General features: G+C 59.6%; 19 protein-coding genes and 1 pseudogene. 5 read left to right on the forward strand and 15 right to left on the reverse strand.

What is annotated here, in order from left to right:
• Positions 1-39: 39 nt before the first annotated feature.
• The 5 genes and pseudogenes from PG899_RS09325 to PG899_RS09340 all read right to left on the reverse strand — a co-directional run bounded on the left by PG899_RS09325 (position 40) and on the right by PG899_RS09340 (position 4980).
• Entirely contained in the window at positions 40-1005 is a 966-nt protein-coding gene (locus PG899_RS09325) for an ABC transporter permease (protein WP_024943032.1), read from the reverse strand.
• Between the two features lie 9 nt (positions 1006-1014).
• Positions 1015-1117, reverse strand: a pseudogene (locus PG899_RS24275) (ABC transporter permease); the annotation flags it as partial.
• A 2-nt stretch (positions 1118-1119) separates the two neighbouring features.
• Positions 1120-2235, reverse strand: a complete 1116-nt coding sequence (locus PG899_RS09330) for an ABC transporter permease (protein WP_005307647.1) — start codon at positions 2233-2235, stop codon at positions 1120-1122.
• 82 nt (positions 2236-2317) lie between these two features.
• The gene (locus tag PG899_RS09335) at positions 2318-3898 is read right to left on the reverse strand and encodes an ABC transporter ATP-binding protein (protein ID WP_029302435.1); all 1581 of its coding nucleotides are present in this window, start codon (positions 3896-3898) and stop codon (positions 2318-2320) included.
• A gap of 83 nt (positions 3899-3981) precedes the next feature.
• Complete coding sequence (locus PG899_RS09340) at positions 3982-4980, reverse strand: BMP family lipoprotein (RefSeq protein WP_024944638.1); 999 nt, start codon at positions 4978-4980, stop codon at positions 3982-3984.
• 432 nt (positions 4981-5412) lie between these two features.
• On the opposite strand from PG899_RS09340, the gene uvrD reads away from it, so the two are divergent.
• Positions 5413-7584: a DNA helicase II gene (gene uvrD / locus PG899_RS09345; RefSeq protein WP_077095866.1), complete on the forward strand. Its 2172-nt coding sequence runs from the start codon at positions 5413-5415 to the stop codon at positions 7582-7584.
• A 129-nt stretch (positions 7585-7713) separates the two neighbouring features.
• Here uvrD and PG899_RS09350 read toward each other — a convergent pair whose 3' ends face one another.
• From PG899_RS09350 to ydfZ, 5 genes are all read right to left on the reverse strand, one after another.
• Complete coding sequence (locus PG899_RS09350; protein WP_197984391.1) at positions 7714-8421, reverse strand: hypothetical protein; 708 nt, start codon at positions 8419-8421, stop codon at positions 7714-7716.
• A 42-nt stretch (positions 8422-8463) separates the two neighbouring features.
• Positions 8464-9282: a DUF5677 domain-containing protein gene (locus PG899_RS09355; protein WP_077095864.1), complete on the reverse strand. Its 819-nt coding sequence runs from the start codon at positions 9280-9282 to the stop codon at positions 8464-8466.
• Between the two features lie 136 nt (positions 9283-9418).
• Positions 9419-9856 carry a DUF2846 domain-containing protein gene (locus PG899_RS09360; protein WP_077095863.1) on the reverse strand — a complete coding sequence of 146 codons (438 nt, stop codon included), beginning with the start codon at positions 9854-9856 and terminating at the stop codon, positions 9419-9421.
• Between the two features lie 293 nt (positions 9857-10149).
• Positions 10150-11310, reverse strand: coding sequence for a CgeB family protein (locus PG899_RS09365; protein WP_077095862.1), 1161 nt, complete (start codon positions 11308-11310; stop codon positions 10150-10152).
• 492 nt (positions 11311-11802) lie between these two features.
• Entirely contained in the window at positions 11803-12000 is a 198-nt protein-coding gene (gene ydfZ, locus PG899_RS09370; RefSeq protein WP_041217242.1) for a putative selenium delivery protein YdfZ, read from the reverse strand.
• Positions 12001-12278: 278 nt separating this feature from the next.
• Here ydfZ and PG899_RS09375 point away from each other — a divergent pair, with 278 nt between their 5' ends.
• Positions 12279-12779: a DUF1993 domain-containing protein gene (locus tag PG899_RS09375; protein WP_077095861.1), complete on the forward strand. Its 501-nt coding sequence runs from the start codon at positions 12279-12281 to the stop codon at positions 12777-12779.
• Between the two features lie 88 nt (positions 12780-12867).
• On the opposite strand, the gene PG899_RS09380 is transcribed toward PG899_RS09375, so the two are convergent.
• The 3 genes from PG899_RS09380 to PG899_RS09390 form a co-directional block, all read right to left on the reverse strand.
• A complete protein-coding gene (locus PG899_RS09380) occupies positions 12868-13317 on the reverse strand; it encodes an SRPBCC family protein (RefSeq protein ID WP_011704236.1) in 450 nt (149 codons plus the stop codon).
• 80 nt (positions 13318-13397) lie between these two features.
• Positions 13398-13910 carry a cupin domain-containing protein gene (locus tag PG899_RS09385; protein ID WP_190283814.1) on the reverse strand — a complete coding sequence of 171 codons (513 nt, stop codon included), beginning with the start codon at positions 13908-13910 and terminating at the stop codon, positions 13398-13400.
• A 99-nt stretch (positions 13911-14009) separates the two neighbouring features.
• Positions 14010-14666: a DUF3313 domain-containing protein gene (locus tag PG899_RS09390; protein ID WP_024944646.1), complete on the reverse strand. Its 657-nt coding sequence runs from the start codon at positions 14664-14666 to the stop codon at positions 14010-14012.
• 271 nt (positions 14667-14937) lie between these two features.
• On the opposite strand from PG899_RS09390, the gene PG899_RS09395 reads away from it, so the two are divergent.
• Positions 14938-15612 (forward strand): chromophore lyase CpcT/CpeT, encoded by a 675-nt coding sequence (locus tag PG899_RS09395; RefSeq protein WP_041213570.1) that lies wholly within the window; start codon positions 14938-14940, stop codon positions 15610-15612.
• Between the two features lie 9 nt (positions 15613-15621).
• On the opposite strand, the gene PG899_RS09400 is transcribed toward PG899_RS09395, so the two are convergent.
• On the reverse strand, positions 15622-16506 hold the full coding sequence (locus PG899_RS09400) for a LysR family transcriptional regulator (protein ID WP_077095859.1): 885 nt from the start codon (positions 16504-16506) through the stop codon (positions 15622-15624).
• 101 nt (positions 16507-16607) lie between these two features.
• Between PG899_RS09400 and PG899_RS09405 the strand changes: the two genes are divergently transcribed.
• Both PG899_RS09405 and PG899_RS09410 read left to right on the forward strand, forming a co-directional pair.
• Positions 16608-17228: a LysE family translocator gene (locus PG899_RS09405; RefSeq protein ID WP_077095858.1), complete on the forward strand. Its 621-nt coding sequence runs from the start codon at positions 16608-16610 to the stop codon at positions 17226-17228.
• Positions 17229-17354: 126 nt separating this feature from the next.
• Positions 17355-18548 carry a DUF2920 family protein gene (locus PG899_RS09410; protein WP_179101375.1) on the forward strand — a complete coding sequence of 398 codons (1194 nt, stop codon included), beginning with the start codon at positions 17355-17357 and terminating at the stop codon, positions 18546-18548.
• An 86-nt stretch (positions 18549-18634) separates the two neighbouring features.
• On the opposite strand, the gene PG899_RS09415 is transcribed toward PG899_RS09410, so the two are convergent.
• A complete protein-coding gene (locus PG899_RS09415; RefSeq protein WP_179101374.1) occupies positions 18635-19744 on the reverse strand; it encodes a YeeE/YedE thiosulfate transporter family protein in 1110 nt (369 codons plus the stop codon).
• Positions 19745-20831 lie beyond the last annotated feature (1087 nt).

Below are 20831 nucleotides of genomic sequence, written 5' to 3' on the forward strand. Positions count from 1 at the left end.
CCCGCATGTGCGGGCCTTTTGCATGGCATGAAGGGCGGACTATTCCCGCTCTTTGACGTAGGGGGTACCGAGCGCCTTGGGTGCCACCGCCTTGCCGATGAAGCCGGCCAGCAGGAACACGGTCAGGATGTAGGGCAGCGCCTCGATGGCCTGCACCGGGATCGGGAAACCGCCGATGCTGACCCCTTGCAGCCGGATGGCGACCGCATCGAGGAAGCCGAACAGCAGGCAGGCCGCCATGGCGTTCCAGGGACGCCACTTGCCGAACACCAGCGCCGCCAGCGCCATGAAGCCCTTGCCCGCGCTCATGTTGGGGATGAACTGGGCAGTCTGGGCCACCGCCAGGTAGGTGCCGCCGATGCCGGCCAGCAGGCCGCCGATGATGAGCGCGGTGTAGCGCATGCGCACCACAGAGATACCGGCGGTATCGACCGCTGCCGGTGCCTCGCCCACCGCCCGCAGGCGCAGGCCGAAGCGGGTACGGAACAGCACCCACCAGGCCAGCGGCACGGCGGCGAACGCCACGTACTCCAGCAGGGAGTGGCCGCTCAGCAGCTCGCTGTAGAGCTGGCCAACGACAGGCACGTCATACAGCTCCTTGGCATAGGGCAGGTCGATGGGGGCGAAGCGGGCCGCGCCGGACAGTGCCGGGGTCTGACCGCCTTGATCAAACCAGTAACGACCCAGGGTGACGGTCAGGCCGGCCGCCAGGATGTTGATGGCCATGCCGCTCACCACCTGATCACCACGGTGGGTGATGGTGGCAAAGCCGTGCATCAGGGCGAACAGGATGGAGACACCCACCCCGGCACCCAGCCCAATCCAGGCAGAGCCGGAGACGGCTGCCGCCGCCGCGCTGGCGAACGCCGCCGCCAGCAGTTTGCCCTCCAGGGCGATGTTGACCACCCCGGAGCGCTCGCAGAACATGCCGGCCATGGCCGCCAGGATCAGCGGTGGCGCGGTGCGGATGGTAGCATCCAGCATCAGGATCAATATTTCAAACATGGCTTATGCTCCCTTCTGCTCGCAGAACATTCCTGTCATCCATGGCCGCCAGAATGAGTGGTGGCGCGGTACGGATGGTGGCATCCAGCATCAGGATCAGAATTTCGAACATGATCAGGCCCCCTTGACTTGCGCAGAGCGGTTGGCAAACGCCAGATAGAGCTGCTCGATGCGCGGACGCATCATGTGCTCAAGGGCGCCACAGAAGAGGATCACCAGACCCTGCAACACCACCACTATGTTGCGGTCCACCCCGAACTCGAAGCTGAGCTCGGCGCCGCCCTGATAGAGGAAGCCGAACAGCAGGCTGGCGATGATGACGCCGACCGGGTGGTTGCGCCCCATCAGCGCCACCGCAATGCCGGTGAAGCCGAAGCCTTCCACGAAGTTGAGCTTGATCTGGTGCAGTTCACCCTGCAGCACGTTGAGGGCGAAGAAGCCCGACAGCATGCCGGAGATCACCATGGCCAGGATCACCACCTTGGGATAGGAGATACCGGCATAGGCGGACGCACTCTGGCTGGCGCCGACCGAGCGGATCTCGTAGCCCCAGCGGGTATGCCAGATGAAGACCCACACCAGGGCCGCGCAGAGCAGTGCCCAGAAGAAGCTGATGTTGAGCGGGCTGTTCGACATTTCCATGCCGAATGCTCCCGCCAGTTCGCTCATCTTCGGCAGCCAGCTCGCCTCGGCAAACACCTTGCTCTCGGTGGCCATGGAGCCCGCCGGCTTGAACACCTCGACCAGCAGGTAGGCCATCAGGGAGGCGGCGATGAAGTTGAACATGATGGTGGTGATGACGATGTGGCTGCCGCGCTTGGCTTGCAGCCAGGCCGGGATGAAGGCCCAGGCCGCACCGAACAGGCCGCCGGCGATGATGGCCAGCGGTAGCAGCAGGGCGAACGGCAGGGAATCACCCAGCAGCAGACAGACCAGACCGACGCCGAGGCCGCCGATATAGGCCTGCCCCTCGCCACCGATGTTGAACAGACCGGCGTGGAAGGCCACCGCCACCGACAGACCGGTAAAGATGAAGCCGGTCGCGTAGTAGAGGGTGAAACCGACCCCTTCACCGGTGCCGAAGGCGCCGTACCACATGATCTCGGCGGCATCGACCGGGTTGATGTCGAGGTAGTAGAACAGGATGGCCGACACCAGGAAGGCCAGCAGGATGTTGACCGCGGGCAGTACGCCCACGGAAATCCAGGCAGGAATACGTGCTTGGCTCATGGGCGAGCCTCCTTGGCAATCTGGTCGGAGACGGGGGGGTTGACCATCAGCAGGCCGAATCCGTTACAAGTGGCTGTGACCTTCATGATGTGGCTCCTTGTGATTGGCTTGCCGCCACCTCGTCAGGAACTATGTTTGCCATCATCAGACCGATGGTGCGTTCATCCGCCTTGGCGGCATCCAGCTCACCGACGATGCGACCGTCGGCGATGACCAGGATGCGATCAGAGAGGCTCATGATCTCGTCCAGCTCCACCGAGACCAGCAACACGGCTTTGCCCTTGTCGCGCATGGCGATGATCTGCTGGTGGATGTACTCGATGGCGCCGATGTCGACCCCGCGGGTCGGCTGGCCGATCAGCAGCACATCCGGGTCCTGCTCCACTTCCCGGGCGATCACCAGCTTCTGCTGGTTGCCGCCGGAGAAGTTGGCGGTCTTGTGCTCGGGATGGGGCGGGCGCACGTCCCACTTGTCCATCTTGGCCTGGCAATCCTGCAGGATCGCCTCCTTGTTCTGCAGCCAGCCCTTGTTGTACTGGGGGCGGCGGTGATAGCCAAGGATAAAGGCCTCTTTCGCCTCGAAGCGGTTGATCAGCCCCATCTTGTGTCTGTCTTCCGGCACGTGGCCGAGACCGAAGTTGCGCACCCGCTCCGGGTCGGCCGGGTGGCTCACGCTCACTTCGTGGGCCTGACCGCCGCCGGTGATGGTGAAGCTGCCCTTGCTGGGTTTGAGGATGCCGCCGAGCAGGCTGAGCAGCTCGGACTGGCCGTTGCCGGAGACGCCGGCGATGCCGACCACTTCACCGGCCCGCACCTCGAAGCTGACGGATTTGACCCGCTCCACCCTGGCGTCGTCCACATAGCTGAGGCCATCGACCTTGAGCTTGGCGTCGCCCGGCTGGGTCGGCCCCTTGTCGACCTTGAGGCGCACCTTGCGGCCCACCATCAGTTCGGCCAACTGCTCCTTGTCGGTATCCTTGGTGGCGACGTGGGCCACCATTTCACCCCGGCGCATGATGGAGACCTGATCCGTGATGGCCAGGATCTCGCGCAGCTTGTGGGTGATGAGGATGATGGTGGCGCCCTGATCGCGCAGCTTCTTGAGCACCTCGAACAGATGATCCGCCTCTTGCGGGGTCAGAACCCCGGTCGGCTCGTCCAGGATCAGGATGCGGGCGCCGCGATAGAGCGCCTTGAGGATCTCGACCCGCTGTTGCAGGCCCACCGGCAGATCCTCGACCTTCTCGTGCAGCGGCACTTCGAGACCATAGTCCCGTGCCAGTTCGCCCAGCAGCTTTTCGGCCGCCGCCAGGCTCTTGCCCAGGTGCCAGCCGTTTTCCGCGCCGAGGATGACGTTTTCCAAAACCGTGAAGTTGTTCACCAGCATGAAGTGCTGGTGCACCATGCCCACGCCTGCGGCAATCGCATCTTGTGAGCCATGGGGTTTGAACGGGTTGCCGTCGATGAACATCTCGCCTTTGTCGGCGTGGTAGAAACCGTAGATGATGCTCATCAGGGTCGACTTGCCGGCGCCATTTTCGCCGACGATACCGTGAATGCTGCCTTTACGAACCTTAAGGTCGATCTGCTTGTTGGCGTACACTTCGCCAAACCGCTTATCGATACCCCTTAATTCGATGGCATAGCGATCTGTCTGGTCCATGATGCAGTCCTTGCGGGTCATGAAAAGAGACTAAAAACCGGCCCGTGCGGGCCGGTCGTTGGGTTGAGAGTAGTAGCGGTTACTCAGTATTTGCAGGTGCTGTCGCTCATGTAGTCGTGCACCTTGACCTTGCCGGAGATGATTTCAGCCTTGATGGCGTCCACCTTGGCTTTCATCTCGGGGGTGATCAGCTTCTCGTTGTCTTTGTCGAGTGCCCAATCCACACCACCCTCGGCCAGGCCCAGGTTCTTGATGCCCGGTTTCCAGGTGCCCTTGGCGGCGTCATCCCAGGTCTGGTAGGCGGCCAGGCCAACCGACTTGACCATGGAGGTCAGCATGGTGCCCGGTTGCAGGTGGTTCTGGTTGGAATCCACGCCGATGGCCAGCTTGCCTTCGTCCTTGGCGGCCTGGTAAACACCGATGCCGGTACCGCCGGCGGCGGCATAGACTACGTCGGCGCCCTTGGCGAACTGGGACTTGGCCAGTTCGGCACCCTTGGCCGGGTCAGCAAACGCCGCCGGGGTGGAGCCGGTCATGTTTTGGAACACTTCGATCTTCGGATTGACGTACTTGGCACCCTGCTCGTAGCCGCACTCGAACTTGCGGATCAGCGGGATGTCCATGCCGCCCACGAAGCCGACCTTGCCGGTCTTGGAGGCGATGGCAGCCAGGGCGCCCACCAGGAAGGAACCTTCATGCTCCTTGAAGATGACGGACTGGACGTTCGGCTTGTCGACCACCATGTCGATGATGGTGAACTGGGTTTTCGGGAACTCGGTCGCTACTTTCTCTACCGCGGAACCCATGTTGAAGCCGACGGCAACGATCGGGCCGTTGCCACGGCTGGCCAGACGACGCAGACCCTGCTCACGCTGGGCTTCGTTCTGGGGTTCGAACTCCTTGACCTTGACGCCTTTGTCTTTGTTGTAGACTTCGACGCCATTGCGGAACACGGCTTCGTTGAACGACTTGTCGAATTTGCCTGCGGTGTCGTAGATGACTGCGGGCTGGGAGGCTGCCTGGGCAGACAGGGCAGCGAGAGTGAGGGCGGCAACGGTGGCCAGCTTGAGCACTTTAGTCACGATCGTATCCTTGATTGTTATGTGAGGGTCCACAACCTGCCGGGGCAGGCCATAAAGCACGCTGGCTAACTGTAAGTGAGCCATGGTGTGGGTCAAGGAGATCATAAAGGAAAAACGTTTGCGTTAACGGTTTGAAATATAAGCACATCGCTTTATAAGTGGTTGTTTTGATGCCTGTTTTCAGATTTAAATTCTGTGAATAATTGGCTCCAAATGACATTTCTGTTTGTATTCATAAGGTTATAAGCAAGCGTTTTCTTAAAATTGTACAAAAAGTGGCTTCCAATGGTGCCGGCTGATGGATTTTTCTCGGTTGGAACGCCTCATCCTCGGTGGCACGAAACCGGCTTGCAGCGATCACCGACAAGCCGATTTGGTCTGTGGCGCCGCAGGTCGTATAATCCCCGCCTGTATAAATAAACAGGAGTGGTGATGGACGTTTCAACCCTGCTCGACGGGCTCAATGACAAGCAAAGAGACGCGGTGGCGGCCCCCCGTTGCAACCTGCTGGTGCTGGCCGGTGCCGGTTCGGGCAAGACCCGGGTGCTGGTGCACCGTATCGCCTGGCTGATGCAGGTGGAACGCTGTTCACCCTTCTCCATCATCGCGGTGACCTTTACCAACAAGGCGGCGGCCGAGATGCGCGGCCGGGTCGAAAAAGTGATCGGTGACGGCGTGCGCGGCATGTGGATCGGCACCTTCCACGGCATCGCCCACCGCTTGCTGCGGGCCCACCATCTGGATGCGGGGCTGCCGCAGGATTTCCAGATCCTCGACTCCGACGACCAGTACCGCCTCATTCGCCGGGTGCTCAAGGCGCTCAACCTCGACGAGAAGCACTGGGCCCCCCGCGCCGTGATGGGCTACATCAACGGCAAGAAAGACGAGGGGCTGCGCCCCGGCGACATCGACCTTTACGGCGACCCCGTCACCCGCACCTATCAGCAGATCTACAAGACCTATCAAGAGACCTGCGATCGCTCCGGGCTGGTGGACTTCGCAGAACTCCTGCTGCGCGCCCACGAGCTGTGGCTCAACAAGCCGCACATCCTCGAGCACTACCGCGACCGCTTCCAGAACATCCTGGTGGACGAGTTCCAGGATACCAACGGCATCCAGTACGCCTGGCTGCGGATGCTGGCCGGCGACAGCGGCAAGGTGATGATCGTCGGCGACGATGACCAGTCCATCTACGGCTGGCGCGGCGCCAAGATCGAGAACATCCAGCGCTTTCTGACCGACTACCAGGGCGCCGAGACAATTCGCCTCGAGCAGAACTACCGCTCCACCGCCAACATCCTGAAAGCCGCCAACTGCGTCATCGCCAACAACGCCGAGCGCCTTGGCAAGGAGCTGTGGACCGAAGGGGCCGAGGGCGAGCCGATTTCGCTGTACGCCGCCTTCAACGAGGTGGACGAAGCCCGCTTCGTGGTTGGCCGCCTCAAGGACTGGAAGGAAAAGGGCGGCCTCTTGGCCGACTGCGCCATCCTCTATCGCTCCAACGCCCAGTCCCGGGTGCTGGAAGAGGCGCTGATGCAGGACGCCATGCCCTACCGCATCTACGGCGGCTTGCGCTTCTTCGAGCGGCAGGAGATCAAGGATGCCATGGCCTACCTGCGGCTTATCAACAACCGTGGCGACGACGCCAGCTTCGAGCGGGTAGTCAACACTCCGACCCGCGGCATCGGCGATCGCACCCTCGAAATCCTGCGCAATAACGCTCGCGATCAGGGCCAGAACCTGTGGCAGTCCGCCAAGACGCTACTGAACGACAAGGTGCTGACCGGCCGCGCCGGCAACGCGGTGCGTGGCTTCGTGGATCTGATCGATGCGCTGGAGGAGCAGGTCTCCCTGCTGCCGCTGCACCAGCAGGCGGACATCGCCATCCAGCACTCCGGCCTCAAGGCCATGTATCTGGCGGAAAAAGGCGAGAAATCCCAGGCGCGGGTAGAGAACCTGGACGAACTGGTCACCGCCTGCCGCCAGTACCAGCGCCCGGACGAGCTGGAAGACATGAGCGATCTCTCCGCCTTCCTCGCCCACGCGGCGCTGGAATCCGGCGAGAATCAGGCGGACGAATATGCCGACGCGGTGCAGCTGATGACCTTGCACAGCGCCAAGGGGCTGGAATTCCCGCTGGTGCTGCTGGTCGGCGTCGAAGAAGGGATGTTCCCCAGCCAGCAATCCACCGAGGAGTCGGGCCGGCTGGAGGAGGAGCGGCGCCTCTGTTATGTCGGCATGACCCGCGCCATGGAGAAGCTCTACATCTGTTATGCCGAGAGCCGCCGCATCTACGGCCGCGAGATGTTCCACAAGCCGAGCCGCTTTATCCGCGAGATGCCCGCCGAGTGTCTGGAAGAGATCCGGCTGCGCACTCAGGTCAGCAGGCCCACCCAGTACGGCCGTTTCAGCCAGAACGAGGTGCAGCAGAGTTTCGACGCCAGCGGCATCAAGCTCGGCCAGCGGGTGCTCCATCCGAAATTTGGCGAAGGCATAGTGCTGAACTTCGAAGGGGTCGGCCAGCAGAGCCGGGTGCAGATCCAGTTCGACGACGTCGGCGCCAAGTGGTTGGTAACAGCGTATGCCAGATTGGAAGCGCTTTGATTTTTCCCGCTCTTGATGCAACCAACCCGGCTTAGGCCGGGTTGGTCATATCAGTCATCGCGGACATCTTATCAAATATGCAGCGTTACTCAGACCAATGACTACTCCAGAGAGTAGCGCTCTATTAAATTACCTCGATTCGGAAGTGATAATATCCTTTACAACATATTCATAAAACCTTACGCCTTTATCGTTGAGATAAGCCCCACCAAAATTACCAAACGTCGAAGCACCTGAAGGCAGAATCAACAGTCCAGACATAATTAGAGGTTGATAATCTATGTCCGCTCCACGCTGCCAAATATTTTGTTTTTCTGCCTCATTAGTTGTAGATTCCATTTCTGACCAGTAATTATAAAAATCTTTCAGCCTAGGGAATCCCTCTACCGGATGAATATTTTCAATGCTAAACATTAAAGAGTTATATTCGTGTGTTGTAAAATGATTATGCACGAACGTCTCTATAAAAAGCTTTCCCAACAGCTTGGCTTTTAATTCGTCATGATAACGTTCGATATAGACGATTGTGTTTTCAATGATATTATCTGTTATCTCATGAGAAAATTTTAAAACATCTATCGATGCTATACCATCCACTTCATCTTCATATACCTGTCCAATAAATGCAGCGTACTTCCTTATAAATAGCATGTTACCAATAGATTGTTTTAAATCCTTTGATGCAATAATCCATTTTATTATTGGGATTTCTTTTAACAATGCCTCATTATCACTCAAAAATGATAGAGATTCGTCTAAACCCAATTCCGTTATATCAACAAGAGCATCCTTAGTTTTCTCCGTTAAAAGCGGAGCTAAATTTTTATTAGCTTTCAATTTCACCACCATATAGATAAAGGTGCAACCTGATGGAATGACTTAACTAGATGGTATTCTAGAGTGATCGTATTCATCGTTGCGATTTATTATCTGTGCTAAGCCATCCATCGCCGGCATTATTTCCTGTATAATCTCATCGAATCCAGATGCTATAAATGAATTTCCCAAAGACAGACATCTTAAATATGTAGCAGATGCAAGATTATAAATGGCAAGTCGTTTGTTCTCTTGCATCATGAAATTAATAGCGCTATTTCTGGTAGAGCTTTCCCTATCAGATAAGGCTATAAGATTGACCATATCATCGGAAAAAGAGTGCACAGAGTCACACAATGGTACGTAGTAAGAGTGGTAAGGATTTTCCCATTCAATAGCTTGAAAAAGACGCTTAACTCCAGGATAAGGCGGAGCATCAGGCCATTTGTCATTGAAATGTTCAACCAACTGTTTCCCTAGCCTAATTCTTTCTTGTGCAGCAGGGTTTTCAAAACCTTTTGATTGGAGATACGAAAGCCAATTCTCGCCATTTTTTATAAGCATCTTTTTGGAGTCCCTGAGCAAGGACTGAGCATTTTTGCCATTATCAATAGCAATATAATTCTGGTTTGCGGACTGCTCTATAATCACTCTTGTTAGAACCTCAACAACAGATAGCCGATTTGATTTCAAACTATCACATGCTTGGGAACTTAGTTCATTCAATACTGTAAAGTATTGATTAATCACCAACCTCTGCTCTTTACTTTTTATATTATCAATTTTCGCCTTATGCCTTAAATATATATTATGACAAAGAAAATTAATATCAGTAATAGCTCCAATATCTTCATTCATATTGAACTTATATTCTTTAAACATTTAATAACCCGCTGTGAATTTTATGAAAATACAGCATCTAAATAGCTGTTCAGAAGAGTGGGAATATGGGTTCCCACCTTTTGGCTGCGGCGTAGCTGTTAAGGCTACGCCGTATTTGTTAGGTGAAGACATCTGGTCACTTAACCAGCTTGCTCTCCATCACCCCTTGCTTGCCCTCCTCTTCGCTGACCTGACTCAGCTTGGAGCGGGCCATCAGCAGGCCCATCTTGACCTCCTGCCATACGTAGTAGTTTTTGCCCGCCTCGGTGCTGAGGGTCAGAGTGGCATCGTTCTCCGACTTGGAGGTGATGGTGTGGCTGCCCGGCGTCACCTGCTTGAGGATATAGCTGTGGGCTACGGTATCACCGACCGCCACGCCATCCACCAGCACTGGCATTTTGACAGCCGTGCCGAAGGTCTCGTTGCGATAGATATAGAGGTTGGCCGCATCTTTGGGCGCCACAAACTGCTTGGCCTGCGCATCTGCGGTGGCATCGGCCATGGGTACGGAAGCACAACCGGAAAGCAGGGCTGTCGACAGCAGGGCAGCACTCATCAATATTTGCCTGAACATAGTGGTTTGGTTTGAGTGAGTTAACGGGGTTTAAAGGTTCGCATGAGGCTTTGTTACCGGGCAACTACTCAAACCACCGCCGGTGTGACGGGATTCAATATTCCGGCAATAAACCGGCATGGTGCGGCACTTGGACGGTGCAGCGAACCGCGGCATGCCGCTTGTCATTGATGCCTAAATGGATGCTGACGCTACGCAGGGCAGGGACTTAGGTTCGATTATACCTAGCTGATCGAACCTGCACGGGCTGACAGGGAGAATGGCCACTCACCGTCTGATATCAGACATGGCCGTCAGTTATTCGAATGCGCTTTTACGTCAGGGTGTTGCAGGCTTGCCAGCTCACTCTGGACGGTCTGGAACAAGCTGATCAGGCGCGCTCGATAGGTGTGGTGGGTCAGCACCGTCTGTTGCCCATGGGCGGCGATGGCGGCGCGCTCTTCCTCGTGGTTCAGGTAATAGCGACAGATCTCCAGCAGATTCTGTGTATCGCGGAAGATCACCAGATCCTTGCCTGGGGTGAAGAGATGATGCAGATCCTCCTTGTCGTTGGTCACCATGAATCCACCGGCGCCAAGAATATCAAACACCCGCATGGGGAGCCCCGACTCGACGAAACTGCGCACCAGATTCAGGTTGATCCTGCTGCGTTGAAACAGGCGTGGCATCGCTTGGTAATGTTCTGCGTATCCGCAATAGCTCTGCGTGTGTGTCGCCCACTCCGGGTTTCCATACACGGCGACCCGTTCAAACCGGGCCGCCAGAGCCTGGATACAGGACACCCTTTCCCGATAGGAGTGTTCGCGGCCCAGCAGATAGGCCAGTTTTTCATATTCGCTCAGGTAGGGTAGCCCGCTCAGCGGATACACCTCTTTGACAAGCCGTAGATGAGATTCCGTGAGTTGTGCGGTCAAGGGCCGCCCCTCCAGGTGCGCATCGAGGTGCCCAATCAACTGTTCCAGCGTTTGCAGCGGTCCGGGGGCCAGCCGTGGCTTGATGTGGGTCTGGTATTCCGGTGGGGTCAGGTTGGCGATGAAGGAGATATCGTGATCATAACCCGGCTCGGCTGGCAGTTGGCGCTGCTCGTTGATGGCGACCGGCAGGTAGTAGACGTTGCCCTTGCTCCGCTCCTTGAGCCTGCTTGCGACGGCAAGGTCGTAGACAAACGTGAAGGAGAGGGGGTTGGAGATGGCGTCATGATGCATGCCATAGCAAGGCGTATCGACCACCCACGCAATGTAGGGCTTGCGCAATGCTTCGGCCGCTTGAGAGAGGAGGGGGTTGAAGTTGATGCTGAAGAGGTAATCAAAATTGAGAAACGGCAGCTTGGTAAACACCTCGGCAGAATAGGCGATGCGAATCACGTTAAATCCCAGCGCCTGGAGAGTGTCCATGCAGTCTCTCGCGATGGTTACATGCTCAAAGCAGAGAACGGTTGCAGCCTGATCCTTCATGTTTTCTCCCCATTATCCCGCGTGTGTCTCGTCAAGGAGAGGGCGCCGCAAGCGCTTGAAGAGTCCTGCCCGATGACAGCCTTGAGGTCCAGTACCTTCGTGATGCCCTGATGAGTGTTTTGCGACCCATATCATGGGCGGCGCCTGTTTTTGGCCCTCGCCTCTTGGCTTGTCAGCACAGAGGGGTGGCCAAGGCGACGTTGTTTTGGTTGGTCTCAATTGTGCCTTTATAACGCAATGTTGAGTCTCGTGTGAAGCTATTTAGCCAACGGTCACCCAAGTAGGTGCCAACGAATGGCAGATCTTCAGATGTGGGCACCCACCTTGCTTCCCATAAGCTCGAGCCTGCTAACGCTCGATGACGCTGGGCTAATCGAATCAGTGCAATGGGAAGGTGGGTAAAACAGAGAGGAGAAATCAGAAACCCGGCCACTGACGGGGCGCGGTGGCCGGGTGAATTGTAAAGAGTAGGGTGACAGAGAACGCGGGGTATCAGCCTAGTCTAATCAACTCGATGGGGGCGTACTGCTCCCGGGAGTTGGCCAGCAGCACGCACTTCTCATGCTCGGCCTGATAGGGGGTCAGGTTGTCGGTGTGGGCCTCTTTTAGAAAGTCGACGGCGCCGGTGGCGGCGATCATCACGCGCTGACCCGCTGTGAGCGCATTGCGGTTTCGGTCATAGATTTTCATGGCACTCTCCTTTTGTGGGGCCCGGCGGTATGCCCGGGCTGCGCGGATCAGCCTACGCCCCTGCCAAAGAGTGATGCATGTCACAGATCAAAAAAGAGCCAAAGAGGGACTCAGTGCGTCGGCAAGGGTGAGCGGGCCTGCCGTGCGGGGTCGTCCAATCCTGTCGCTGGGAAGGCAGGTGGATTCTGCTTTTTGCGGGGGCGGGCTCGAACAAACGGGGGGATGCGCTATAGTGGATGCCGCTCGTTTAACTGCCTTCAACCAACCGAGAGCGCATTATGAATCGTGATATCGTCGCCCAGTTTATCAAGATGTTGACCAACCTCGACCAGTGCCTGGCCAAGGCCGAGGCCCACGCCGCCGCCAAGAAATTCAATGTGGAGAACTTCTACGGCGATCGGCTGATCGTTGACATGCTGCCATTCAGCAAGCAGGTGCTGATCTGCTGCGACAGCGCCCGCGCCGTGGTGGCCACCGCCAGCCTGAGCGAGCCGCCGGTACTGGGGGATGACCCCAAGACCATGGCGGATCTGCGTGCCCACGTGGCCAAGACCCTCACCTATCTGCAGAGCAAGCTGGATGCCGATTTCAGCCAGTATGCGAGCGGCCACTACTACCCCTACTGGGCCGGTGGCAAGGGGATGGACGGCTACACCTGCGTGCATGAGTACGGCATCCCCAACTTCTACTTCCACCTCACCATGACCTATGCCCTGCTGCGCAAGGCCGGGGTCGAGCTTGGCAAGGGGGATTACCTGGGCGCCATCAACCTGCAATAAGCTCATCCCGTCGTCCGGGCTTTGCCCAGGATAAAAAGAGCCTGCCACTGTGGCAGGCTCTGTCGTTTTCGGGGTCACCGCGGGCGGGTTACTGCGCCGGGATCTCCGGCTCCACCAGAGCGGCCAGCTGGGCCAGCGACTCCTGCCAGCCGAGGTAGCACATCTCCACCGGGATGACCTCGGGGATCCCCTCCTGCACGATGGCGAGCTCGGTGCCGCACACCACCCCGGTCAGGATCACGGTCACGTGCATCACTCCCGGCAGGTTGGGATCGTCGAACCGGTCGGTGTAGCGGATGCGCTTGCCCGGTTCGAGCTCCAGGTATTCGCCGCCAAAGGCGTGGCTGTTGCCGTTGCCAAAATGGGTGAACGCCATCCGGAAGTGGCCGCCGACCTGCGCCTCCAGTTGCTCCACCCGGCAGGTGAAGCCATAGGGCGGCAGCCACTTGGCCAGCGCATCGGCCTCGATAAAGGCCCGGTAGATCCGCATCGGCGGTGCCTTGAGCACCCGGTGCAGCCGCACTGTTCCTGTCCTCATCTCTCTGTTCCTCGTTGCCTTGGGTCCATCAAGGATAGCCGGTTGCGTCCGTTTGCCGACGACTGGCCGGCATTGGCGCCCTAGAAGGGGCCGTTGCGATCGCGCAGCTGGTCGGGCAGGCCGTCGTGATCCCCCAGCTCGCGCTCGGGTACCGCATCCCAGTGCCGCGCACCGATGAAGCGGTTGCGCTCGGGGTGCACGGCGTAGTGGATGTGGTTGTCCGCCCGATCGGTGTCGCCCACGCAGAGCAGTCGCACCGGCTGATTTGTGTTGTTGATGAAGGTGTGGGCCAGCCCGTCGCCTGCCTTGAAGCCGACCGAGTCGCCGGGCTGCAGCCGATGCAGCACGCCATCGAGCCAGACGTCCGGGGTGCCTTCCAGCACGTGGACGAACTCGTCCTCGGTCTCCTCGGCGTGGGGCCAGCTGGTGCGCCGGCCGGGCGGCAGCAACTCGTGGTGAATGCCGAGGCGGGCAAAGCCGTAGTGCCTGCCGAGGGCGCTGCCCAGAGAGAGCGGCTCCTCGCTGCCGGAGTAGCGGCCGGGCTCGGGCTCCTGCAGCTCGCGCCAGTGCTTGATGCTGGGGTGACGGTTCATGACGGCTCCTTGTCGAAGTGATGGGGGAAACAAGCGGCCCCGTGCTGGGCGCACGGGGCCGGAAGTGGGCGTCTTGCGCCCGAGTGGCGATGAGCCGGACTAGCGGCCCAGGTTGTCGGCCAGCTGCTTGGCGCGGCCGGCAGCCCACTGGTCGATCATCTTCTCCATCTCGCTGGCGGTGATGGGGCTGTCCTTGTGGGTGGTGTCCGGGCTCTCGCGCGCATCCATCACCCGCACCAGCAGCTTGCCGTTCTGGGAGTCGAGCAGCTGGGCCATGCTGCCCACCTTGAGCAGATAGGGCTCCTTGCCGATCACCTCGCGGGTGACATTGATGGCGATCTTGGCGGGCAGCAGATCCCGCAGCTTGGGGTCGGGCCGGGTCAGGTCGAAGTTGGTGATGGCGGCCTGCACCCGCATCACGCCGGGGCCGGGGGCGCTGGCAATCTTGACGCCGTGGCTCATCAGCTCGCGCTGGAAGGTGGCGTGGTAGTAGCGGCCAATTTCGTTCTGTTCGTTGGCGGTGAGCAGATACCACTGGCCGTTCTCCTGGCGGATGAACTGCAAGGGATCGAGCAGCACCTGATGGTACTGGCGCAGATCCACGCCGGGCTCCTTGTAGATACGCTGGTTGGGGTTGCTTTCGCTCTGCTGGAAGGCGGTCAGCGGAATCGCCTGCAGGCTGTGGGAGACCTGGTTCTTCACCGCGCAGCCACCCAGCAGAATGGCCACCATGCCCGCGATTACGGCTCTTTTCATCTTTTGCTCCTGATTGCGGCGCTTGCCCGACCCTGGCATCCGGTGCGCAGGGCATTGCAAGAGAAATAACCGATTCAAAGAGCGCCCACAAGCGAAGAGTACAGCGGCGTTCAGGCGGGATCCAGCCCGCAGGCGGCCGCCACCCGTTGGCCGGGACATGACGCTAATACGATGATTTTGCTTCGGATCGGCAATCATTTGATCAAGGTTGCGGATATTGGCGCCGTTCGCTCATATAATCGCCGCCATGAAACTGATTCGGAAGGATTCGATGACCAGCCTGATGGCGGCCCTGTGCGGGCTGCTGCTCTCCTGCCTGGCCTGGGCGGCACCCACCCCCTTCGTCACCACGCCCCCTGACAGCACCACCACGGCACCCTCCGCCAGCATGGAGCCGCTGCTCTCCTGGTTTACCGGCGAGTTTTCCAGCCGCGAGCAGGCCAGCTACGACAACCGCTTCACCAGCGCCGAGTTGCGGCTGGTGGAGATCTGGCCCGGCTACAAGGGTTTTCGCTGGGTCTATGCCGAGCAGTTCCTGACCGAGCGGGCGGTGCGCCCGTTCCGCCAGCGCATCTACCGCTTCTCGCTGGTACCCGACGGCCGCATCCTGATGGCCGAGCTGACCATGCCACGGGCCATCGACTTCGCCGGTGCCTGGCGCCAGCCCGAGCTGCTCGACTCTCTCACACCGCAGCAGCTCTCTTTGCGTCAGGGCTGCGAGATCTGGCTGACCCGCCAGCCATCGGGGGAGTACGCCGGCCACAGCAAGGTGGGCAGCTGCTCCACCAATTTTGGCGGCGCCAGCACCCTGGTGCAGTACCTCTGGATCGGCCCCCACAGCGTGAGATTGCTGGATCGGGCCTACGACACCGAGGCCCATCAGCGCTGGGGCAGCCCGGGGGAGGGCTATGTCTATCTGCGCCGGGTGAAACAGCGCGGCGAGTAGGGCTGCGCCCTACAGCTGGTGGCGCTGCTCGCTCAGGTAGTCGATGAGCAGCCGCAGGCGCAGTGGCAGGGGCTCCCTGGCCGGGTAGAGCAGGTTGACCGGGCGCGGGGCGGGCAGGGCATCCGCGAGGATCTCCTGCAGGGTGCCGCGTTCTAGCTCCTCGCTCAGCAGGGCGCGCGGCTGCAGCAGGATGCCGGCATGGTTGAGGGCGGCCACCTTGAGGGCGCTGCCGTGATTGCTGATGAAGGGGCTGTCCCACAAGTGCAGCTGTTCGAGCGGAAAGGCCTCGGCCAGGCTCGACTGGCCGAGCCAGGGGCTGAATCCCAGGCAGTGGTGGCGGGCCAGATCCGCCAGCGTGAGGGGAGTACCGTGGCGTTGCAGGTAGTGCGGGGACGCGCAGAACACCGAATCGGAGCTGGCCAGTGGCCGGGCGATGTAGCCGGCATCCTTGGGCTGACCGACCCGGAAGATGAGATCGAAGCCGTCACCGATGACATCCACCAGCCGATCCGACAGATCCAGCTCGATGCGGATCTGCGGGTAGCGCTCCATGAAGCGGCACAGCAGCGGCGTCAGCCGGTAGCTGCCGAAGGTGACGGGAGCATTGATGCGGATCCTACCCGCCGCCTGGCCGGTATTGGCCAGGGTGTTCTGCTCCAGCTCCCGGTAGTGTTGCAACAGGCTCTGGCAGCCGGCGAGGTACGCCTGACCCGCCTCGGTCAGGCTCTGGCAACGGGTGTTGCGATTGAGCAGGCGGGAGCCGACTCTGGCCTCCAGCCACTTGATGTACTTGCCGATCATGGCCGGCGTCATCGCGAAACGTTCCGCCACGGCGGCGAAACTGCCCGCGCGGGCAACCTCGACGAAGATCTCGATGGCCGTCAAGCGATCCACTCTAAACTCCTGGTTTATAAAGCCGAGCGCCACTATGTCTGGCTGGCGTCGCGGCTGTCAATATACTGGGCGGCAGCCAATCCACGCTGGAATCTTTCCCGATGACACTCGACTATTACGCCCTCTATCTGCTGCTCGCCATCGGTACCGTGCTGAGCCCGGGGCCCGCCGTGATCTACACCATAGGCAACACCCTGACCCGGGGCACCCGCCACGCCATCGCCGGCTTTTGCGGGGTGGCGGTAGGCATCCTGCTGGTGGCGAGCCTGGCCTCGCTGGCGGTGCTCTGGTTCACCCGATGGCTGGCCGCGGGCCAGCAGATCCTCACCCTGGGCGGCGCATTCTACCTGCTCTATCTGGGGCTCAACGCCTGGCGCCAGCGGGTGGTGAGCCCGGTGCCGGGGGCCGGGCCGGATCGGGATTGTCGTCGCAGCTTCATCAAGGGGGCGCTCATCAGCCTGCTCAATCCCAAGGCGATCATCTTCTTCACCAGCCTGTTTCCCCAGTTCATCGACTTTCGTCATGGGGCGCTGGGTCAGTGCATGCTGCTGGCGGTCACCTTCAGCGCCGTGGTGCTGGTGGTGCATGGTGGCTACTGCCTGGTGTTCCACTGGGTGGGGGCGCAAGGCTATGGCGAACGCTTCGCCAGGGGGATCAACCGGCTGTCGGCGGTGATGTTCACCGGCTTCGCCCTGTTGCTGCTGTTCAAGGGGTTGAGGTAGGGGAAGAACCGGCAGCGAGCATCCCGAATGGGGTGAGCAGGAAAAATAAGATTCCATTGGTGCTCTTTGTGCCGCATGCTCCCCGGTTCAGTGAGTGGGGCACGGATAATCAGGACCCCAACTGACATGGTCGAGGCGATGCCCATGGCATGGCCTTTCAACAAGGTTGGCAACATGTCCTATTACGAACACGAGGTGGTCGGTCATCCCGACGTGGAATTGGGGTTGTGTGGCGAGCGTCAGGTACGCTACCGGATCCATGGTGCCGAACAGGCCGGCAGCGGCCTGGTGGTCTATATCCCGGGATTTGGCGGTGATCTGGGTGCCTACAGCCAGGTCTTTTGCGAGAAGGTGGCCGCGCAGCACGGTATGGCTGCACTTTGTGTCGACTATTTCTGCATGCGTTCGCGCCCGGCGGTGGGGGCCGCCATCTCCTTGCTGCCAGAGGAGCGTGAGCGTGCACTCGCCCTGCTGGGTTTGCCGGCCAAAACACCCGATACCGCGCTGCTGCGTGCGCTGGATGGTGTGCAGCCAGCTGCACCGTTGCGCTTTCAGGGGGTGTTGGTGCCCCCCGATGGGGCCTACCAGAACTTCGGGGTGATGGCTGCCCTCGATATCCTCAATGCCATCGAAGATGCGATGTTCCGTTACGGCGGCAATCGCGACAATCTGATACTGGTTGGCTCCTCCTACGGCGGCTACCTGGCGCAGTTGGTCAACAAGTTTCGCCCCGGCTATGTCCGCGCCCTGTTTGACAACTCCTCCTGGGCCGAGCCCAATCTGGCCTATGTGGTGGGACGAGACATCGGCGCGGTGGAGTACCAGTGCAGCCTGCAAGGCGGAGTGGAGCTGGCGCTGTGCGTGGACTCCCCCTGGCGGATGGTGGCCGGGCACCCGCACGAGTTCGATGTGGATGCCTTCATCATCCGGGCGTTCAGTGCCTCCCAGCTCGATCAGATGGCCGCGCAGGGGGGGACGCAGACCTTCTGTTTGATGGTGCACGCCATCCATGACGCCATCGCCCCTGCCGATGCCAAACTGACCATGGCACGCGCCATGCTGGCACGGGGCTTCAATGCCGAGCTGATCTTGTTCGACGAGTCGAGTGTCGATGGTGAGTTCATTCGCAACATGGAGCACGGCATGGGGCTTTCCATGCTGCAGTTCTTCGCGCAGGGGCTGGCGCTGCTGGCCGAACGCTCGCCTGCCTTTACGGCCACTCGCGCCGCCGAGGTGACTCTGCATGCCGGTCACTCGGTCTATCAGCTGAACTTTGCCAACCCAGAGGTGCGGCTGCAACGCCAGCGGATCGAGGCCTGACGGCCTCAGCCGAGAGCCTGGAGCAGGGTGTTTGCCAATAAACAACGGGGGCTTGGCCCCCGTTGTTGTTATCGATGGCTCGCGGCTCAGAGCTTGAACAGCGGGCGCAGGCGGATGCCGATCAGGCTGCCGGCGAGGGCCATCAACATCCAGACCCAGCCGTGCAGGCTGCCGGAGGCGGTGCCGTCGAAGAAGCCGCCGAGGTTGCAGGCGCTGTACATGGCGCCCATCCCCATCAGCAGGCCGCCGAGGATGGAGGCCAGGCTGTTGCCGAGCCGCATCGGGGCGAAGGTGCCGCCACCGCTGATGCAGCGCGCCAGCATGGCCCCCAGAATGCCGAGCCAGAACATGCCGACCATGGGGTTGATGAACAGTGGCTGGGCCAGCTTGGGGTGTCCCTCGAACAGGCCGAACAGGGAGGCACCGCGCAGCGCCATGTCATAGACGGCGCCGGTGATGGTCCAGGCCGAGCCGTGCAGGGCGACGACGCTGGAGTTGAGCAAAGCTATGATGATGCCGCCGGTCAGCACGGTGAAGCGGCCATCGCGCCAGAACAGGTTGCCGCCGCTGAAGAGGGGCTTGAGCTCGCCGGTGCGTTTGAGCTCGCTCTTGCGAAACAGCAGGAACAGCGCGGCGACCAGTGCCAGGTTGAGCAGCATGCCGCTCCAGATATTGCCGGTCAGGTCTTTTGCCAGTACCACTTGGCTGGAGAAGGTAGCTTCCAGTTCGGGGCGGAACTGGTTGCTGATCAGGGTGCCGATGCCGTAGCAGAGCAGCACCAGCCAGAAGCGGGGTTGCCCCTCGCCGCAGCAGTAAAGAGTGCCGGTGGCACAGACGCCTGCCAGCTGCATGCCGATGCCGAACAGGAAGGCGCCGACGATGAAGGGAATGCCGATGGCCATCACGTTGCCCACCATGGCATCGCCGAACAGGGCATGGCTAAAGGAGAGGAAGCAGGTGAACAGCAGAATTTCGATGGCGATGGTGAGCAGGTGAACCCGCACGTAGTAGCTGTTGCGCTTGGTCAGCATCTCGCGCCAACCGAACACGATGCCGAAGCGGCTGAAGGAGAGGGTAAAGCCGAAGCCGAATCCGATCAGGGCCATCAGAGCCCATTTCATACCAAAGGTGTTGCCGAGCCAGAGTAACGCTCCCCCCGCGATTGCCACGATGGGGAGCGACCATTTTCGATTCATGCTGTTGTTTCCTGTGCGTCATGGATGGAAGCCGTGCATCCTATTCCCACATTGAGTCCGATTCCAGCCCGGATCGGGTGGATGGCCGGAAAATCCGGGCAAAACCCCATCCAGATCAATTCATGATGGCAGGGGAAGCGAAATGAGGATGAATCCGTTTTCGTGCGGGAAATAATGTAGTGGCAGCTCCTTGCTGGAATTAAATGGCAAAAGATGAATTTATATTTTGCGCCGCCAAATATTTCTGGGTAGAATCTTGGCGTGTTATCAACAGATGGAAGGATATTATGGAAAGCGACAGTTGTAGCCGATTGCACAGCGCGATGTGGGCTAATCAGAACTGAGGTTGATATCCCTTCTTCTCCCTCACTCTGATCGCTCAGAGTGTGGCATCTAGCGAGTCATCCCGACTCTTGCAACCCAGTCCCGCCGGGAACTGCGTTGCTCCCCGGATTGTTCCACTCCCTCTGCGAGCCATGCCGCCTCGCGCCCCAGCAATTGCACGCCTTGCCACGTACGCCCTTTGTCATGGGCCCGGGGCTGCCCGTTGCGCCCGCTCACCGGATCTTTGGCGAGCAGGGACAAACAGGCCAGCGTGAAATAACAGGATGGACAGCTCGTATTGAAAACAATGTGGTTTTCGATAGGCTGCGTTGCGAATTTAAATAATGAAGGTCTCTTCTTTATATATTTGGAAATATGCGCTGGCTATTTCTCAATATATTCATGGGGTGCGGTTGATTGCTCATGTGACCGGACCATGAACCCTCCTCATTATTATTCGGCCATCATGCCGTTATTGTTGCCTGTGGTTATCCTGATCTCCTTTATCGGTCCTGGTCGCCCCGTTGCGGCCCTTGCCTCCTGTCGATAACGCCGCCGCGCGGATCTGTCCGCCGGCGATGACCTGCCGTGCCCTCGATATGCCGGGGCCGGCTTGCTGCCGCTCAACTCGGAGGAACCGTCATGACCGAAGAGCCCAAACCTAGACCCTCGGGGTCCACGCCTACCCACTCCTGATCCCCTGCGGGGAGCGGGATGCGGTGTCCTGACCCCTGATCCGACCCGAGCATGCCGGTGTGGTCGC

The organism is Aeromonas sp. QDB39 (genome assembly GCF_027707585.1).
Classification (GTDB): Bacteria; Pseudomonadota; Gammaproteobacteria; order Enterobacterales; family Aeromonadaceae; genus Aeromonas; species Aeromonas hydrophila.

What these genes read in the sequence shown, in the direction of transcription:
- PG899_RS09385 (WP_190283814.1), bottom strand. Translation starts at nt 13,910, where the DNA reads ATGAACCGTCACCCCAGCATCAAGCACTGGCGCGAGCTGCAGGAGCCC.
- PG899_RS09395 (WP_041213570.1), top strand. Translation starts at nt 14,938, where the DNA reads ATGACCAGCCTGATGGCGGCCCTGTGCGGGCTGCTGCTCTCCTGCCTG.
- ydfZ (WP_041217242.1), bottom strand. Translation starts at nt 12,000, where the DNA reads ATGAAAATCTATGACCGAAACCGCAATGCGCTCACAGCGGGTCAGCGC.
- PG899_RS09335 (WP_029302435.1), bottom strand. Translation starts at nt 3,898, where the DNA reads ATGGACCAGACAGATCGCTATGCCATCGAATTAAGGGGTATCGATAAG.
- PG899_RS09360 (WP_077095863.1), bottom strand. Translation starts at nt 9,856, where the DNA reads ATGTTCAGGCAAATATTGATGAGTGCTGCCCTGCTGTCGACAGCCCTG.
- PG899_RS09365 (WP_077095862.1), bottom strand. Translation starts at nt 11,310, where the DNA reads ATGAAGGATCAGGCTGCAACCGTTCTCTGCTTTGAGCATGTAACCATC.
- PG899_RS09325 (WP_024943032.1), bottom strand. Translation starts at nt 1,005, where the DNA reads ATGTTTGAAATATTGATCCTGATGCTGGATGCTACCATCCGCACCGCG.
- PG899_RS09355 (WP_077095864.1), bottom strand. Translation starts at nt 9,282, where the DNA reads ATGTTTAAAGAATATAAGTTCAATATGAATGAAGATATTGGAGCTATT.
- PG899_RS09405 (WP_077095858.1), top strand. Translation starts at nt 16,608, where the DNA reads ATGACACTCGACTATTACGCCCTCTATCTGCTGCTCGCCATCGGTACC.
- PG899_RS09390 (WP_024944646.1), bottom strand. Translation starts at nt 14,666, where the DNA reads ATGAAAAGAGCCGTAATCGCGGGCATGGTGGCCATTCTGCTGGGTGGC.
- PG899_RS09415 (WP_179101374.1), bottom strand. Translation starts at nt 19,744, where the DNA reads ATGAATCGAAAATGGTCGCTCCCCATCGTGGCAATCGCGGGGGGAGCG.
- PG899_RS09375 (WP_077095861.1), top strand. Translation starts at nt 12,279, where the DNA reads ATGAATCGTGATATCGTCGCCCAGTTTATCAAGATGTTGACCAACCTC.
- PG899_RS09410 (WP_179101375.1), top strand. Translation starts at nt 17,355, where the DNA reads ATGGTCGAGGCGATGCCCATGGCATGGCCTTTCAACAAGGTTGGCAAC.
- PG899_RS09330 (WP_005307647.1), bottom strand. Translation starts at nt 2,235, where the DNA reads ATGAGCCAAGCACGTATTCCTGCCTGGATTTCCGTGGGCGTACTGCCC.
- PG899_RS09380 (WP_011704236.1), bottom strand. Translation starts at nt 13,317, where the DNA reads ATGAGGACAGGAACAGTGCGGCTGCACCGGGTGCTCAAGGCACCGCCG.
- uvrD (WP_077095866.1), top strand. Translation starts at nt 5,413, where the DNA reads ATGGACGTTTCAACCCTGCTCGACGGGCTCAATGACAAGCAAAGAGAC.